This is a genomic window from Burkholderia sp. AU31652 (assembly GCF_002223155.1).
GTDB lineage: Bacteria > Pseudomonadota > Gammaproteobacteria > Burkholderiales > Burkholderiaceae > Burkholderia.
The window spans coordinates 909,572-925,411 of sequence record NZ_NKFG01000003.1 but is presented as its reverse complement, the minus strand read 5'-3'; the positions used below and the strand labels follow the sequence as shown (position 1 = coordinate 925,411).

Annotated in this window: 14 protein-coding genes, 2 tRNA genes and 1 pseudogene; 13 read left to right on the top strand and 4 right to left on the bottom strand. The window is 64.0% G+C overall.

Going from position 1 to position 15,840, the window contains the following annotated elements; translation table 11 throughout:
* The first annotated feature begins 1,101 nt into the window (after positions 1–1,101).
* Positions 1,102–2,190 carry a hypothetical protein gene (locus CFB40_RS07030; protein WP_089430895.1) on the top strand — a complete coding sequence of 363 codons (1,089 nt, stop codon included), beginning with the start codon at positions 1,102–1,104 and terminating at the stop codon, positions 2,188–2,190.
* Between the two features lie 48 nt (positions 2,191–2,238).
* Positions 2,239–4,056, top strand: coding sequence for a glutamine--fructose-6-phosphate transaminase (isomerizing) (gene glmS / locus CFB40_RS07025; RefSeq protein WP_089425068.1), 1,818 nt, complete (start codon positions 2,239–2,241; stop codon positions 4,054–4,056).
* A 50-nt stretch (positions 4,057–4,106) separates the two neighbouring features.
* On the opposite strand, the gene CFB40_RS38575 is transcribed toward glmS, so the two are convergent.
* Positions 4,107–4,185 (bottom strand) — tRNA-Arg (locus CFB40_RS38575).
* Here CFB40_RS38575 and CFB40_RS07020 point away from each other — a divergent pair.
* The 6 genes and pseudogenes from CFB40_RS07020 to CFB40_RS37810 all read left to right on the top strand — a co-directional run.
* A pseudogene (locus CFB40_RS07020) lies at positions 4,164–5,300 on the top strand (DUF3987 domain-containing protein); the annotation flags it as partial. The gene CFB40_RS38575 and the pseudogene CFB40_RS07020 sit on opposite strands and share 22 nt — an antisense overlap.
* Entirely contained in the window at positions 5,297–5,743 is a 447-nt protein-coding gene (locus tag CFB40_RS37820) for a hypothetical protein (protein WP_143329821.1), read from the top strand. The pseudogene CFB40_RS07020 and the gene CFB40_RS37820, both read left to right, overlap by 4 nt.
* The gene (locus CFB40_RS37815; protein WP_143329820.1) at positions 5,740–5,973 is read left to right on the top strand and encodes a hypothetical protein; all 234 of its coding nucleotides are present in this window, start codon (positions 5,740–5,742) and stop codon (positions 5,971–5,973) included. The genes CFB40_RS37820 and CFB40_RS37815 overlap by 4 nt, the downstream gene beginning before the upstream one ends.
* A complete protein-coding gene (locus tag CFB40_RS07010; protein ID WP_208457426.1) occupies positions 5,970–6,206 on the top strand; it encodes a hypothetical protein in 237 nt (78 codons plus the stop codon). Before CFB40_RS37815 ends, CFB40_RS07010 begins: the two co-directional genes overlap by 4 nt.
* A gap of 422 nt (positions 6,207–6,628) precedes the next feature.
* Entirely contained in the window at positions 6,629–6,898 is a 270-nt protein-coding gene (locus CFB40_RS07005) for a superinfection immunity protein (protein ID WP_089431385.1), read from the top strand.
* Positions 6,899–7,038: 140 nt separating this feature from the next.
* Positions 7,039–7,278 (top strand): hypothetical protein, encoded by a 240-nt coding sequence (locus CFB40_RS37810; protein WP_143329819.1) that lies wholly within the window; start codon positions 7,039–7,041, stop codon positions 7,276–7,278.
* 207 nt (positions 7,279–7,485) lie between these two features.
* Here the strand turns inward: CFB40_RS37810 and CFB40_RS39480 are convergent, their stop codons facing one another.
* The 3 genes from CFB40_RS39480 to CFB40_RS06995 form a co-directional block, all read right to left on the bottom strand.
* On the bottom strand, positions 7,486–7,956 hold the full coding sequence (locus CFB40_RS39480) for a surface-adhesin E family protein (RefSeq protein ID WP_368035225.1): 471 nt from the start codon (positions 7,954–7,956) through the stop codon (positions 7,486–7,488).
* Between the two features lie 757 nt (positions 7,957–8,713).
* A tRNA-Arg gene (locus CFB40_RS07000) sits at positions 8,714–8,790 on the bottom strand.
* 167 nt (positions 8,791–8,957) lie between these two features.
* Positions 8,958–9,788, bottom strand: coding sequence for an undecaprenyl-diphosphate phosphatase (locus CFB40_RS06995; RefSeq protein WP_039347620.1), 831 nt, complete (start codon positions 9,786–9,788; stop codon positions 8,958–8,960).
* Between the two features lie 478 nt (positions 9,789–10,266).
* On the opposite strand from CFB40_RS06995, the gene CFB40_RS06990 reads away from it, so the two are divergent.
* The 5 genes from CFB40_RS06990 to CFB40_RS06970 all read left to right on the top strand — a co-directional run bounded on the left by CFB40_RS06990 (position 10,267) and on the right by CFB40_RS06970 (position 15,827).
* Entirely contained in the window at positions 10,267–11,178 is a 912-nt protein-coding gene (locus tag CFB40_RS06990) for an aldose epimerase family protein (protein ID WP_089430891.1), read from the top strand.
* A 165-nt stretch (positions 11,179–11,343) separates the two neighbouring features.
* Positions 11,344–12,045, top strand: coding sequence for a peptidoglycan DD-metalloendopeptidase family protein (locus CFB40_RS06985; RefSeq protein WP_089430890.1), 702 nt, complete (start codon positions 11,344–11,346; stop codon positions 12,043–12,045).
* Between the two features lie 369 nt (positions 12,046–12,414).
* Positions 12,415–14,052 carry an acyl-CoA synthetase gene (locus CFB40_RS06980; protein WP_089430889.1) on the top strand — a complete coding sequence of 546 codons (1,638 nt, stop codon included), beginning with the start codon at positions 12,415–12,417 and terminating at the stop codon, positions 14,050–14,052.
* 76 nt (positions 14,053–14,128) lie between these two features.
* Positions 14,129–14,452, top strand: a complete 324-nt coding sequence (locus CFB40_RS06975; protein WP_089425015.1) for a DUF2288 domain-containing protein — start codon at positions 14,129–14,131, stop codon at positions 14,450–14,452.
* A gap of 10 nt (positions 14,453–14,462) precedes the next feature.
* A complete protein-coding gene (locus tag CFB40_RS06970; RefSeq protein ID WP_089430888.1) occupies positions 14,463–15,827 on the top strand; it encodes an MATE family efflux transporter in 1,365 nt (454 codons plus the stop codon).
* Positions 15,828–15,840 lie beyond the last annotated feature (13 nt).

Genomic DNA, 15,840 nt, shown 5'->3' with positions numbered 1-15,840 from the left:
TTTGGCCAGGCGTCACGTCGGTTCTTCACGTCTTTTCCTCTACAGCAATATTCAAACCAGCCGCCCTGCGACCGTATCCGGTTCACCGCTGCGTGCACCGCGCACCTGCAGTGCGCGACGGAATGTTTCACAACTGCTACGCCAATCAGGCGCGATACACGCAAACACCGGGGCAGTCGCACGGTCCCTTCGACGACGTCGTCCGACGAATCTCGAACGCATGTCGAGCGTCCGTCGCGCATCGAATCGCTCGCATCTGTCGAAGCGCGTTGCGCTTCCTTGATCCGCCACTTTTGTCTGTGCAGACGGCGGCAAGATCGATCGTCTGGCGGTGGTCATCCTCGATGGTTCAACCCGACACGCAACGTCATTCACGTCGCACGAATCGACGGCGCGGGAAACGTTGCGAATGTGTAACGCGGGTCCGGAACGGGGCGGTTGCATCGGCGTCCGGCCCATCTAACCCACGCGCGCTCATGAAGCACACCGGCACGCCAGCCGATGCACATGGAACGCACGACGCGATGCGCATCCCCGCGCGACATCGCACTGCCAAGGCGGCGCAGGTTCGGCAGACGATTCGCTCCACGCACGACACGTCCATGCCGCGACGCCGATCAAGTGCGGGCATTCGGCGGGTGCGCACGCTGATTCTTCGTTGAATCAAAAATCATCGCCGTCGTTCGCGCCAGGCGCCCACCCTCCACCCCCGCCCCTTGCCGCGCGTGGCATCGCGGCCGATGGCTCACGCCTTGCTTAATGACAGACAGGTGTGCCCCGAAACACTCGCCCGGCAGCGGACGAACCGGGGCACCCAGGCAACGAAACAGGAGGGAAACGCGACGCGTCCGCGTGGAGCGAACGAGTGCTCCGGCGATCCGAACGAGCCGACGCGACCCGTTGAAGTACGCGCGATCCACGAGCCCGGTTCCGGCTTCGAAGCCAGGAACCGGCCCGTGAACGCAAACATCGGTACCAGCCTCGGGTTCACCCGCACTACGGCGGCCCGAGCCACAACGTCGACACGCACGCCGGGCGCGACGCGGCCAACGCCTCGCCCGGCGACGATTGCACAGGACCGCCGCGCAGGAGCCCAAGACCATGAACCGGCCCGCGCTTTGCCCGACCGTACGCTCTCGCGTAGCGGCCACCGTCGCACTGTGTCGCCTGTGGCACGTCGCCTGCTGTATCGCTGCGTGCGGTTTCGCGCTGCACGCAAGCGCCGCCGAACTTCGCCTCAACGGGCTGTACCAACGCGCCGACGGTGCGATCACCGTGCGCCTGAACGGCGTCGGCATCGATCCGTATTTCGCGGCGAAGGCGCTGCTCGCCGCGTCCGACGCGCAACTCGATGCCCGTCCGGCGGCACTCGCGTGGATCGCATGGCTGCTGCCGCGCCAGCGCCCGGATGGCGGTTTCGATCGCTACTGCGTGAAGAATGGCCGCTACCGCGCATGCGCCGACGCGGAAACCGACGACGCGATGATCGCGACCTGGATCGAACTGCTCGCTCGCTTCGCGCCGCCCGACGGCTTGCCCGCCGCGTGGGAACTCAGCCTGAACCGTGCCGGTTTGCACCTGGACACGCTGCTCGACAAGGCGTCCGGCGTCTATCAGATCTCGTCGTCGCTGCATGTCGCATTACTGATGGACAACGTCGAAGTCCACAGCGCGTTCCAGGCCCTCGCGGCGTACTACGTCCGACGCGCCGACTCCACGCATGCGGGACCGTGGAGCCAGCGTGCCGACCAGCTGGCATCCGCGATCCTGAGGGTCTTCTGGCGCGGCAGCGGATCCGGGTTTCGTGCGAGCACGCAGCAGGTCAGCGATACGAGTTTTTATCCGGCGAAGATCGCGCAGATCCTCCCGCTCCTCTCAGGTATTCAGGTACCCGAACAATCCGGCGAGACGTTCTACGCGCAGTGGATGCGGAAGCACGGCAAGAGCTGGCCGCAACTCGCCAACACCGATTATCCGTGGAGCTTGATCGCGCTGGTTGCGCTCAAGATGAACGATTGGGGCACCGTCGCCTGCTGGCAAGCGCGATCGGCCCCATACCGGCACGGCGCGCACTGGAACGTACTGGAGGAGTCGCTTTATCTGGCATTCGAAAGCCGGATGGCCGCGCCCGTCATCCCCGCTCGATGCGGATTCACGACGGCAGCGGCAACGGCAACCGCATCGCGCTGACGCAACGGCGTGCGCGGTCCATGAGGACTAACAGGGAGGAAACGTGTCATGTGTGGCATCGTCGGCGCGGTCGCGCAACGGGACATCGTCCCGATTCTGATTGAAGGATTGCGTCGCCTCGAGTATCGCGGCTACGATTCATGCGGCGTGGCGACGGTCGTGAACGGCCAGGCGCGTCGCGAACGCAGTGTGTCGCGTGTCGCCGATCTCGACGCGCACGTGCGCACCACCGGCCTGACCGGCAGCACCGGCATCGCGCACACGCGCTGGGCGACGCATGGCGCACCGGCAACCTGCAACGCGCATCCGATCTTCTCGCGCGACGAAATCGCGCTCGTGCACAACGGCATCATCGAAAACCACGAAACGTTGCGCAGGCAACTTTCAGACGCGCACTACGAATTCGACGGTCAGACCGACACCGAGGTCGTCGCGCACCTGATCCACAGCCAGTATCGCGGCGACCTGCTCGCCGCCGTGCGCGCGGCGACATCGCAGCTTCACGGCGCCTACGCGATCGCCGTGTTCAGCAAGCATGAGCCGCAAAGGCTGATCGGCGCGAAGGTCGGCTCACCGCTCGTCGTCGGCTTGAAGGACGGCGAGTGCTTTCTCGCCTCCGACGCACTCGCGCTCGCTGGCATCACCGACCGCTTCATCTTTCTCGAGGAAGGCGACATCGTCGAACTGACGCCGGGCGGCGTTCGCGTACTCGATCGTGGCGGCGCACCGGTCGAGCGCGCGGTACAAACCATTTCCTCCGCGCAGGCCGCGGTCGAACTCGGGCCGTACCGGCATTTCATGCAGAAGGAGATTTTCGAGCAACCGGAGGCCGTGGCCGCGACCATCCCGGACGCGGGGCTGTTCGATCCGGCCGTATTCGGCCCCGACGCCGCGCGAGCGTTCGAGCAGATCGACAACGTGCTGATTCTCGCGTGCGGCACGAGCCACTATTCCGGCCTGACCGCGCGCCGCTGGCTCGAAACGATCGCGCGCGTGCCCGCGCAGGTCGAGATCGCGAGCGAATACCGTTACAGCGACGCACTCGCGATGCCGAATACGCTGGTGGTGAGCGTGTCGCAATCCGGCGAGACCGCCGACACGCTCGCCGCGCTCAAGTACGCGCAGGCGCTGGGCCATATCGACACGCTGGCGATCTGCAATGTACCGACCAGCGCGATGATGCGGCAGACCGGCCTGCGCTTCCTGACGCGGGCCGGCCCGGAAATCGGCGTCGCGTCGACCAAGGCGTTCACGACGCAACTCGTTGCGCTGTTCATTCTCGCGGTCACGCTCGGCCGGCTGCGCGGCTACGTCGACGATGCGCAGCTCGCGCGCTACACGATGCAATTGCGGCGGCTGCCTGGTGCACTCGAGGATGTGCTCGGGCTCGAACCGCAAATCGAGCGCTGGGCGGAGGAATTCTCGCAACACGAGAATGCGCTGTTTCTCGGGCGCGGGCTGCACTACCCGATCGCGCTCGAAGGCGCGCTGAAGCTGAAGGAGATTTCGTATATCCACGCGGAGGCGTATCCCGCGGGCGAGTTGAAGCATGGGCCGCTCGCGCTCGTAACGCACACGATGCCGGTTGCCACGATCGCGCCGAACGACGCGTTGCTCGAGAAGCTGAAGTCGAACATGCAGGAAGTGCGGGCGCGCGGCGGGCAGCTTTACGTGTTCGCCGATGCCGATACGCGAATCGACAACAGCGAAGGCGTGTCGGTGCTGCGGATGCCCGATTACTACGGGTTGTTGTCGCCGATCCTGCATGTGGTGCCGTTGCAGCTGCTTGCGTATCACGCGGCGTGTCTGCGTGGCGCGGATATCGACAAGCCGAGGAATCTGGCGAAATCGGTGACGGTTGAGTGAGGGGGCTGGATAACCGAGGCGGACTGGTGAAGGTCCTTGAGGAATCAAGCTGGCCCGCCCTACACGATTCGAACGTGTGACCTACGGCTTAGAAGGCCGAATATGATGCAGCCGCGCAGATTCATGCGATGCGGCTCGACGCGCAGAAAAAGAGCATCGCAAGACAGCTTGCGGAGAATCCGGCGGCGAGTGTCAATTTTGAATCGATCCTGGAACCCGAAGCGCCGGGCATGCGGCGCTATCTGGTCAACGATACGACGTGTGAAGCGCTACTCGAAATCTGTCGTGAGAATCCGAAAGGCATCGGTGCGTATCGTGACGAGCTGGCGTCCCTGTTGCAATCTCTTGAACGGGACGGACAGGAAGGTTCACGCGGCTTCTATCTGACCGGGTGGAACGGCAACCAACCATATGTGGCTGACCGAATCGGCCGTGGCCGTAACCTGCGCGCGGAGGCTGTTTGCCTGTCCGTGCTCGGCTCGACGCAACCGGGCCGAATTGCGGGATACATCCGTGCCGCGACGCAAGGTGGCGCTGCCGACGATGGATTGATTCAACGCTTCGGCCTGTTGGTGTATCCAGACGTCGCAGGCGAGTGGTGCAACGTCGATCGAATTCCCGACAGTGACGCGCAGCGAAAAGCCTTTGCGTTATTCGCGAGGCTTGATGCTGCCGATCCGCTGGGCGACTGGGGAGCCGAAATCGTCACCGGACACGACAATCAACCAGATTTCCGACAGCCGCCTTTCCTTCGACTCGACGAGGCGGCGGCCGAGCACTTTCTCGAATGGCGAATTGCTTACGAGAGCGATCTGCGCAGCGGACATCTGCACCCGGCTGTCGAATCCCATCTCGCGAAGTACCGGAAGCTTGTGCCCAGTCTGGCGCTGCTTTGTCATCTTGCGAACGACGGCAAGGGGGCAATAAGTGATTCCGCGATGCTGCGTGCACTGGCCTGGGCTCATTACCTTCGATCGCATGCCGAACGTGCTTATGCCCTGGGAACCGGTGATGACCTTGACAGTGCAAAGGCGCTGCTCAAGCGTATACGTCATGGTGAGGTGGCTGACCGGTTCACAGCACGCGACATTTATCGTCACCATTGGTCGATGTTGCAAACACCGGAAGATGTTGCCAACGCGCTTAGCGTGCTCGGCGAGTATGGCTGGGTTCGCGGCGTCACCCTAGCAACAGACGGGCGCACTAAAACGGTGTTCGAAATGCACCCGGATACGCAACCATGAATCCGTATCTCGAACGCCTGAAACTGAAAAGGGGTGTACACGCTTCGGTGCCAGAGGTGCCAGAAGGGGTTCATGGCACTTCTGGCACTGCCTCGCCTGATGCTCGTTCTAGTCGCGACGCCGGCGTCGGCTGGCCTCGTGACGAAGAGAGCGGAGCATCGTTTTGCCCTTGGGGGCCGTGCATCACGCTGGAGATGCTAGCGGAGTGGCGGTGCGAACTGCGCATGCTGGTCGCGGAGTTGGCTGCGATCGACAGATGGTCAGCAGAGTACCGCGCCTACATCTTCTACCTGGTTGAGCACCAGCCTTCGCTCTCGACCGTGCGCGACGATCTCACGTGGTTTCGCGACAGGCTGAACGTCGTGCGCAGCCGCGCCGCGCAGGACGTTCAGCAGCAACCACCGCCGGTAATACCACGCTCGGGTACCGGAGGGATGCCATGACAATCAAGACTCGCATCGAGCGACTTGAGGAGACGCTCGCTGTTCAGTCCGTCGAGACGAACGTTACCTATTGCGTGCTGATCTACGATCCTAGCAACCCGCCGGACTTCGACGCGGTTGCGCGAGAACGCGACCTGACTTACGTCGTCTGGTTGCCGGATAACGGCCGTCGCGACCGTGAAAAAAGGGAGGTGCTATGCGGCGAAAATTCACAAACGCCTACCCGGTGAGCGAGGCAACGACTGAACTCGTCGTTTTGCCTGCCCCCCGCGTCAACTTGCACAACCTCGACGCTGTACGCCGAGAAATGGCGAAAGTCTACCGCGACATGCGGACGAACCGGATCGACAGCCAGGACGGCGCGCGCTTCGTCTTCGCGCTGTCGCAGATCGCGAAGATGTTCGAAATGTGCGATCTCGAACAGCGAATCGGCCGACTGGAGCAGTATGCCAGGACGTCCTGATCGGGCATGGCGGCTTTGGCCGCCTTTATAGAACGCAGGTTTCGCTTTCGCAACCAATTCGATCGTCGAGCAGCACGGCGCGCAGTCGGTTCTCAGCTGCGCATCTGGCGCGCTGACAGGGCCTATCAGCGGGGAAGCAGCAGTGGTGCAGCCTCGTGAGGCGTCCAGCCTGTTTCGAAGTTGAAACATTCTCCTCTCGTCAAAGTGCGTTTCGTCACCTTTGAGGCACGGTTTCAATGCGCGAATCGCAAACGCAACGGGTGGCATGCGACTTGCAGCATGGCCAAGACGCGCAGGTGAACGGCTGCACATCACGCTCAGTGAGCCACAAAGATAACCATCGGGCGAACGAACGGCCGGCAAGGTGTCGCGAATTTGTTCGCGGCCGTCTCGCGCGACTGTCTAGGTACGGGGTGACCACCATGCATGACCATCAGTCCTTTATTGCGCAGAGCGCACATGCTGCCGAAAGCAGTACGTCGTCACAGACTCACGACGGCAGCGGCTTCCTCATCATGTTGCTCCTGCTTTATTTTATTCCGGCCATCATCGCGTTTCGCCGGCGTCACCACAACCGAACCGCGATTACAGCGCTAAACGTGCTACTCGGGTGGTCCGTGATCGGCTGGATCGCGGCGTTCGTGTGGGCTCTGACGGCGGTCACCGTTCAAGCGAATGCGAACGGGCCGTGACGACGCATGGAGCATTTAGAGTGAAATGCGCGTCTACTAAAGTAGCCGCATTGGTCGACGTCGAGTCGAGGTCGCTGCTCGACTGCATGCCGGCAGTTATTAAAGCTCGCCGTCGTCGAGGTGGGTATTCGGGGGAAACAATGAAAAAGGCAATGTATATCGTGGGCGGCGGCGCATGCGTTTTTTTAACCGTGTTGCTCATCGTCGGGGCAACGATGTCACCAGAAAGAAGTGCAGCATATGATCAGCAAGCACGGGTTGAAGCAGCATGCGATCAAATGATCGCTGATAGCGCATTGGGGAGTGAGCGCCGGATGACGCGGCAGATGTGTGACCTGATGAAGGAAAAGGCCGCTGAGGATATTCGTAAGTCTCCCTAAGGGGGGAACGCAATGCAATCGAAAATGGGGGCCAACGTCCCCGTTGGTTTCTACAGACCGAACGCCTCCAGCTCCACGTCCATAAGGTGCGGATACAGCGCTGTGAGTCGCGCAATTAGCGCGTCCCGAGGTTCCGGATAGGCGCCACTGAATTCGTTGGGGTTTGACATTCGCGCCGGCTTAGTGCTCAGCTGATACAAGACCCGATCACATCGATGGCCCGAGCGACTTTCGTGCGGACTTTGTCTTGTGTCGGAATGCACAGACGCTTTCGAGCATAGCCTCTCCAATGGTGTCTGGAACGATGTCTGAATAGACTGCTGTAGCTGGAGCCGTCGACCACGACCAAACGACTTTGCCATTCCCGCGATGATCGTCGTAGTAGACGGTTTGTGTTGCAGCAGACGTTCGCTGATCGCAGTTAAACAGCACTAGCGCCTTATCGGACACATATCTCGTGTTGACGTATGTGCCGGGCACATCCAGTGAGTACATGTTGTCCTGTAGAAACCATGCTTTTGCATGGCCGCCAGAGAATGCCACGCTCGTGACGTCAAGTAGGACGGTTGCGGTTCCATCCGAAGATCGGCCGATCTCGACCCAGTTTGCCGCAAACGTGTTGCAGGCCGCGGCGAGAGATATGCAGGCAGCTGCGCCCCGAAGTTGTCCGATCTTCATGTTTCACCCCGTACCCCGTTATCTTTCAAAACGATTGTCTTATTTGCGCGTGCTCTTGGAGGTATCGCACGAGAACATTGACGACGCGGGTTTTGCCGCTATCCAACGTTGCAGTTGGTGGCTGTCCTCGTTGGAATGGGCGACGTCACTTTGCGAAACCGTCAGCAATGTGACGGCAATCATCAAAGCGCGCATGCGTCAATCTGTAACGTCGGCTATCATCCGGCCGAAGTGTGAAGCTTGACAAGTCGTGAGTACCCGAAAAATGTTACCTGCCGTGTTCCGCCCAGTTAATCTTGGCTCACACCTCGCCTAGGTAAGGCATCGACATCGGCTGGGACATCGCCTGCTATTAAGTGGAAGCTCGCTTTGCGGGCACGATGGTTCGCTCCATCGCCATGAATTTTCAAGTTGGGCCCTACGCCCGAACTCTGCCATTTCCGCTCAGCATGTCCGGAGGCCGCCGGCAAATCCTGCGCTCGATTGATTTGGCACCCAATGTTTATGGTACACACTACGGTACACAATGGCCCTGTCGAATTGATGGGACCTTGTCTTATAAGGGGTATGGCGAATTTGCTAGGTTTTGTATCGAGACGCGATCCTGGAATCCACCGAGCGCGGCGCGTGCATTCCAAAACTTGTGTGCGGCACGGTCCTCGCCCCGAATTGATGAAATCAGGTTACATAGCGGTTACATGGAACTCCAGTACGGAGACGTGCGTCGAGGAAGGCAACCGCAGAAGCTTGATCGGACTGGCCCGCCCTACACGATTCGAACGTGTGACCTACGGCTTAGAAGGCCGTTGCTCTATCCAACTGAGCTAAGGGCGGTCGGGGAGAAAAGACACGGCCGGCGCGGGCTGCATTTGATGCAAGGCTTCAAGCGGCAGCAAAACCACCAACTCGAAGCCCCGAAACAAAACGGGCCCGGCATGAACCCAAGCCCGAAATTATACCCGATCATCGCGCCACATCACGCGAGATCGACCTTCGCAGCATCAAACCGGCTGCGGATGCAGCATGAACCAGCCAAGGCAGAACACACCGGCGATCACGCAATACACGCCGAACGAAGCCAGCCGGCCACGCCCTTCGAAGTAGCGCATCAGGAACCGCACGCTCAGGTACGCGGCGATCGCCGTCAGCACGCCGCCGAGCAGCGCATCGGCGAGCTGGTCGCGCGCATGGAACAGCTTCGGCAGCTCGAGCACCCCCGCCGCGAAAATGATCGGCGTACCGAGCAGGAACGAGAATTCCGCAGCCTTCTCCGCCGTCAGCCCCGCGGCGTTACCGGCGATCATCGTCAGCCCGCTGCGCGAGAAGCCCGGAATCAGCGCACCGATCTGCGCGAGACCCACGAAGAACGCCTGCTTGAACGTCATCTTCTCCGGTGCCTGATGCGCGCGGCTGCGCTGGATGCGATCACCGAGCCACAGCAGCACGCCGTTCACGATCAGTGCGACCGCGACGATCCGCAGGTCGTGGAACACGCGTTCGATGCGCTTCTCGAGGAGCAGCCCGACGATGCCGGTCGGGATCGTACCGATGATGAGCGCCCACATCAGGTGCCCGTCGTCGTTCTTGCGGCCGCCGAGCTGCGCGAAGAAGCCGCTGATCAACGCGATCCAGCGCGCGCGGAAATACCACAGCAGCGCCAGCGCGGTGCCGAGGTGCAGCGCGACGAGGAACGGCAGCAGTTGCGGGGCGTGCTTGTCGATGTGCATGCCGAACAGCGCCGGCACGAGCAGCGTATGGCCAAGGCTGCTGACGGGGAAGAGTTCGGTGACGCCCTGCAGGACGCTCAGGAATACCAGAAACCAGAGACTCACGCGTCGGTCCTTTTAGTGAAAATTAAGCGGAAAGAGAAGCGGACGACGCGATGCGCGTCCGTAAAAACGCGCCCCGATTATGCCGAGCCCGGATTACTGCGCCAAGGCATTTGGCTGGATATTGCGGCAATGCACACAAACGCTTGCAATTTGTAAGCACTTAGAAAGTAAAAAGCCCGCCATTTGCATGGCGGGCCTTTCGACTTCGGCAGGAATTGCCGTCAGCGGCCGAGCTGATAGAAAAATAATACCGTGCTGCCGGTGAACATGCCGAACAGTGCGATACCCATTGCCATTGCCAGATCCATGGCCCCCTCCACGAAGTGTCATGACCCGGCAACATCACCGGTTTAGAGGCATTATCCCGACCGATGACGGTCTTAAAAACTCGCAATTTCCCGAGAAGGGTTTTCCCCGAGCCGCCACGGCCCGATAATGGAGCGCGCCGTTCCCGTCCACCCGCCCAACCCGATTCGCCATGCCGACCTTCCAGCAACACGACATTCACGAACTTCACGCCGGCCCGTCGCTCGTCCGGGTCGCTCCGCAATTCGGCGGCCGCCTGCTGTCATGGGATGTCGACGGCGAACCGGTGATCTTCTGGCCGGACACGGCCGACTGGAGCAACCTCGCACGCGTGCGCGGCGGCAACCCGCTGCTGTTCCCGTTCCTCGGCCGACACCGCGTCGACGGCGAACTCGGCCGCTGGCGCGACGCCGCCGGCGTGGTGCGCGACCTGCCGATGCACGGGTTCGCGCGCGACCTGCCGTTCGCCGCGCACCCGTCGACCGATGGCGCCGCGCTGTCGATGACGCTCGACGCGACCGACGCGCTGCGCGCCGGTTACCCGTTCGACTTCCGGTTCGAAACGACCTATCGGCTGGCCGACTCGCACACGCTCGAAGTCGCGCTGACGACGACCAATCGCGGCGACACGCCGCTGCCCTACTACGCCGGCCACCATTTCTATTTCGCGCTGCCGCACGGCGAACGCGCCGAAACCACGCTCGAGCTGCCGCCCACGCATCGTTGCGCGCAGCAGGCCGACGGTTCGATCAGCACGCCCGAGCCGGGCGAAGCCCGCTATCACCTCGACAATCCGGACATCCTCGACCGCTTCCACTGCCTCGACAGCGTGCCGGCCACACCGGTGCGCATCGTGATGCCGGGCCGCCGCCGCACGATCGAGATCGCGCTCGACGTGCCGGGCTCGATCCCGTGGTACGCGGTCACGACCTGGACCGAAAAGCCGGATTCGGACTTCTATTGCGTCGAGCCGTGGCTCGGCCTGCCGGATGCGATCCACAACGGCCTCGGGCTGCGCCTGCTCGCGCCGGGCGCGACCGAAACGGCCACGCTGCGGATTCGCGTCCTTCCGCTCGCCGGCTGATACACAGGCTTGATACGCAGGCTGAAACGCCCTCAGGCAACCCGTGGAACCGGCGCGCCGCAGCCCCGATAAGGGCCCAAACTGCGGTGCGCGGGTCGAACCCGTTAAAATCGGACGTTTTGTGTTGCCTGCCGCGTCACGCGCGGCAGGGTTTTGCGAGGTTCAATGTTCGGAACAACAACGAAGCGACTCTTCGCAGCCGCCTGCGCCGCCCTGCTCGTCGCGTGCGGCTCCGCGCCCGTCGGCCCCGGGTTCTATCGCGTCGAACGCGGCGATACGCTCTACAAGATCGCGCGCGACAACCGCACGTCGGTATCGAGCATCGTGCGCTGGAACCAGATGACGAACCCCGATGCGATCGAAGTCGGCCAGGTGCTGCGCGTCGCGCCGCCGCCCGGCACGACCACGGCATCGACGCCGTCGACCACCGGCACCGGCAGTGCCGGCCGGGCCCGCCCCGCGCCTTCCGCGCCGGTCGAATCGGCCGTCAAGCCGGCCTCGAGCATCGCGCTGATCTGGCCGGCAGCCGGCAATGTGGTCCGCACGTTCGACGGCTCGAAATCGAAGGGCATCGACATCGCGAATTCGCCGGGCACGCCGGTGGTCGCGGCTGCGCCCGGTGTGGTGGTCTATGCGGGTAACGGGCTGCGCGGCTACGGCAACCTGATCATCCTCAAGCACAACGCCGACTACCTGACCGCCTACGCGCACAACCGCGCGCTGCTGGTGAAGGAAGGCCAGTCGGTCACGCAAGGGCAATCGATCGCCGAGATGGGCAACAGCGACAGCGATCGCGTCGCGCTGCATTTCGAGTTGCGCTACGGCGGCCGATCGATCGACCCGTCACGCTACCTGCCGGCGCGCTGAGCACCCGATGGACGACACGCGATGCCGGCACGCATCGCGTGTCGTCGCGGTGAAAACCGGGAAAGGTGATGTCAGCGCTTGCGCAGACGTCCGGTGAACCGGCCGGACAACGGATCGACGTGACGGGCAAACGCTACCAGTACGCCGATTCCGATCAGGCTGAACCCCGCAGCTATCAGAAGCAAATCCATGGTCACACACTGATTTTTTCGTGATCTTATGCGTCATTGTGGAATCGTGCACTGAGCCGAGGCTATTGGACGAGTACGAAGATTCCCTACCCTCAGACGCCATTGTGGATTCGTTTGCGTGAAATCCTGATGTAAGCCGCTCGCGCGACGCCACGTTCGCCCCCCAGGAGACACCTCGATGCTGCCCGCCGCCGACCGCTACGACGACCTGCTCTCCCGCTTCGCGTGGGACGTTCCGGCGCGTTACAACATCGGCGTGGATGTCTGCGACAAGTGGGCGGACGGCAGCGGACGCCTCGCGCTGATCCATGAAACGGCGCAAGGCGACGTTTTTCGGATCACGTTCGACGACTTGAAGAATGCTTCTAACCGGCTCGCGAACAGCTTTGCGCGCGCCGGCCTTCGGCGCGGCGACCGGATCGGCATCTTTCTCGCGCAGGGCCCCGAAACGGCCGTCGCGCACCTCGCCGCATACAAGCTCGGCGCAATCGCGGTGCCGCTCTTCACGTTGTTCGGCGTCGATGCGCTCGAATACCGGCTCGCGAACAGCGAGGCGGCTGCGCTCGTCACCGATGCGGCCGGCTACGCGAAAATCGCGCCGCTGCGCGCCCGGCTGCCGGCACTGCATAACGTCTACTGCATCGGCGACGATGCGCCCGATACGCCCGATGAGCCCGATCACCCGGGCGTGCTGCGCTACGACGCGGCGCTCGCCGCCGAAACACCCGACTTCGTGCCGGCCGATACGGCCGCCGACGATCCGGCGGTCATCATCTATACGTCCGGCACGACGGGCAAACCGAAAGGCGCGCTGCACGCGCATCGCGTGTTGCTGGGCCACCTGCCGGGCGTCGAGATGTCGCAGCAGTGCTTCCCGCGCGACGCGCGCCTGTTCTGGACGCCCGCCGACTGGGCATGGATCGGCGGCCTGCTCGACGTGCTGCTGCCGTCGTGGCATCACGGCGTGCCGGTGCTTGCGCGCCGCTTCGAGAAATTCGACGGCGACGCGGCGTTCGCGCTGATGGCGCGGCACGGTGTCACCCATGCATTCCTGCCGCCCACCGCGCTGAAGCTGATGCGCACCGTCACGGCACCGCGCGAACGCTACGCGCTGTCGCTGAAATCCGTCGCGAGCGGCGGGGAATCGCTCGGCACCGAGCTGACGGCCTGGGGGCGCGACGCGCTCGGCGTGACGATCAACGAGTTCTACGGGCAGACCGAGTGCAACATGGTGCTGTCGTCGTGCGCGGCGCTGTTCGATGCGCAGCCCGGCGCGATCGGCAAGGCGGTGCCCGGCCATGCGGTCGCGATCGTCGACGCGGACGGCACGCCGCTGCCGCCCGGCGTCGAAGGGCGCATCGCGGTGCGCCGCCCCGATCCGGTGATGTTCCTCGAATACTGGCGCAACGCCGACGCGACGCGCGACAAGTTCGCCGGCGACTACCTGCTCACCGGCGACACGGGCACGATCGACGCCGACGGTTTCGTGCGCTTCGTCGGCCGCGACGACGACGTGATCACGAGCGCCGGCTACCGGATTGGCCCGGGCCCGATCGAGGACTGCCTGCTCACGCATCCGGCGGTGCGGATGGCCGCCGTCGTCGGCGTGCCCGACGCGACGCGCACCGAGATCGTCAAGGCGTTCGTGGTGCTGAATCCCGGCCACACCGGCGACGAGGCGCTCGTGCAGGCGCTGCAGGCACATGTGCGCACGCGCCTCGCCGCGCACGAGTATCCGCGCGCGATCGCGTTCGTCGACAGCCTGCCGATGACCGCGACCGGCAAGATCGTGCGCCGCGCGCTGCGCGACGCGTAGGCCGGCCGCCCCCCGTGCCGCCGGCCCGGCCGGATGGTTTATAGTGGCGCCACCACGCAGTCTTTCCTAGAAAACGATGTCCTCTGATCACCACTCCGACGCGGGCGCGTCGCCCAGCCCGCTCTACGCCAAACTCCTCGGCGAAACCGCCAAGATCGACTGGTGCGATCTCGAACGCTTCTTCGCGCAGGGCAAGCTGCTGTCCGTGGCACGCGACCTCGATCTCGTCAGCGTCGCGGAAGCCGTTGCCGACGACGATGCCGAGCAGGTCACGCGCTGGCTGTCGGCGGGCCTCGTCGTACGCATGCCGGCCGAAACCGCTGCCGATTACGCGGCGCGCAACCCGGAGCTGTGGGCGGTCGTCGTCTCGCCTTGGGTCTGCGTGCAGGAACGCGCCTGACGCGTCCGCCATGTCCGAAGCCGCGTTACCGCACGGGGCCGGCACGGCCGCCGTCACGCACCGGCGTGTCCTCGCGCTCGCGTTCCCGATCGTCCTCGCGAACCTGACCCAGCCGATCCTCGGTGCCGTCGACACGGCCGTCGCGGGCCACCTCGACGGCACGCAGTACCTGGGCGGCGTCGCGCTCGGCGGGCTGTTCTTCAATTTCGTGTTCTGGGGGTTCGGTTTCCTGCGGATGGGGACGACGGGCCTCGTCGCGCAGGCGCATGGCGCCGGCGACGCCGCCGGGATCCGCCTGAACCTGCTGCGCGCGTTGATCGTCGCGCTCGCACTCGGCGCCGCGGTACTGGCGCTGCAGGTGCCGCTGCTGTCATTTGCGCTGTCCGCGCTCGGCGGCAGCGACGCCGTCCGCGCCACGGCGCTCGCCTACAGCCATGCGCGAATCTGGAGCGCACCGTTCGCGCTCGCGAACTACGTCGTGCTCGGCTACCTGCTCGGCATGCAGCACGTGCGGCTCGCGCTCGTCGCGCAGGTGTTCATCAATGCCGTGAACATCGGCGCCGTGCTGCTCTACGTGTATGGCTTCGGCTGGGGCATCGCCGGCATCGGCGCCGCGACGGCCACCGCGGACACATGCGGTTTCGCGCTCGGCGCATGGATGCTGTGGCGGCTGCGGCCGCGCGGCCTTGCGCCGATCGCGGTACGTGCACTCGCCGACCGCGTCGCGCTCAAGCGGCTGATCGTGCTCAATCGCGACATCTTCCTGCGCACGCTGTGCCTGCTCGGCGCATTCGGCTGGTTCGCGCACCTCGGTGCAAAACAGGGCGATGCGACGCTCGCGGCGAACGCGCTGCTGCTGAATTTCCAGACGTTCATGGCGTACGGCCTCGACGGCTTCGCACATGCGGCCGAGGCGCTCGTCGGCGCGGCGGCCGGCGCGCGCGACCGCCGCGCGTTCCGGCAGGCCGTACGCGTCACGCTGCTCTGGTCTGCGCTCGGCGCGCTGCTGTTCACGCTCGTGTACTGGGCCGCCGGCAGCTGGATCGTCGCGCGCCTGACCGACCAGGCCGAGATCCGCGAAACGGCGCTGCGCTACCTGCCGTGGGCCGCGCTTTCGCCGATCGTGTCGGTCTGGGGCTTCCTGCTCGACGGCGTGTTCATCGGCGCCACGCAGACGCAATCGCTGATGCGTGCGATGGTCGCGTCGTTCTCGATCTTCGTCGTGGCCACGCTCGCCGCCGTCGGCACGTTCGGCAATCACGGCCTCTGGTTCGCGCTGCTGCTGTTCATGGCCGCGCGCGGCGCGACGCTGGCGCGCTACCTGCCGGGGCTGCTGCGGCTCATCGGCGCCGACGCGCCCGCAGCCCGCGCCTGACGGGCGAGCCGAA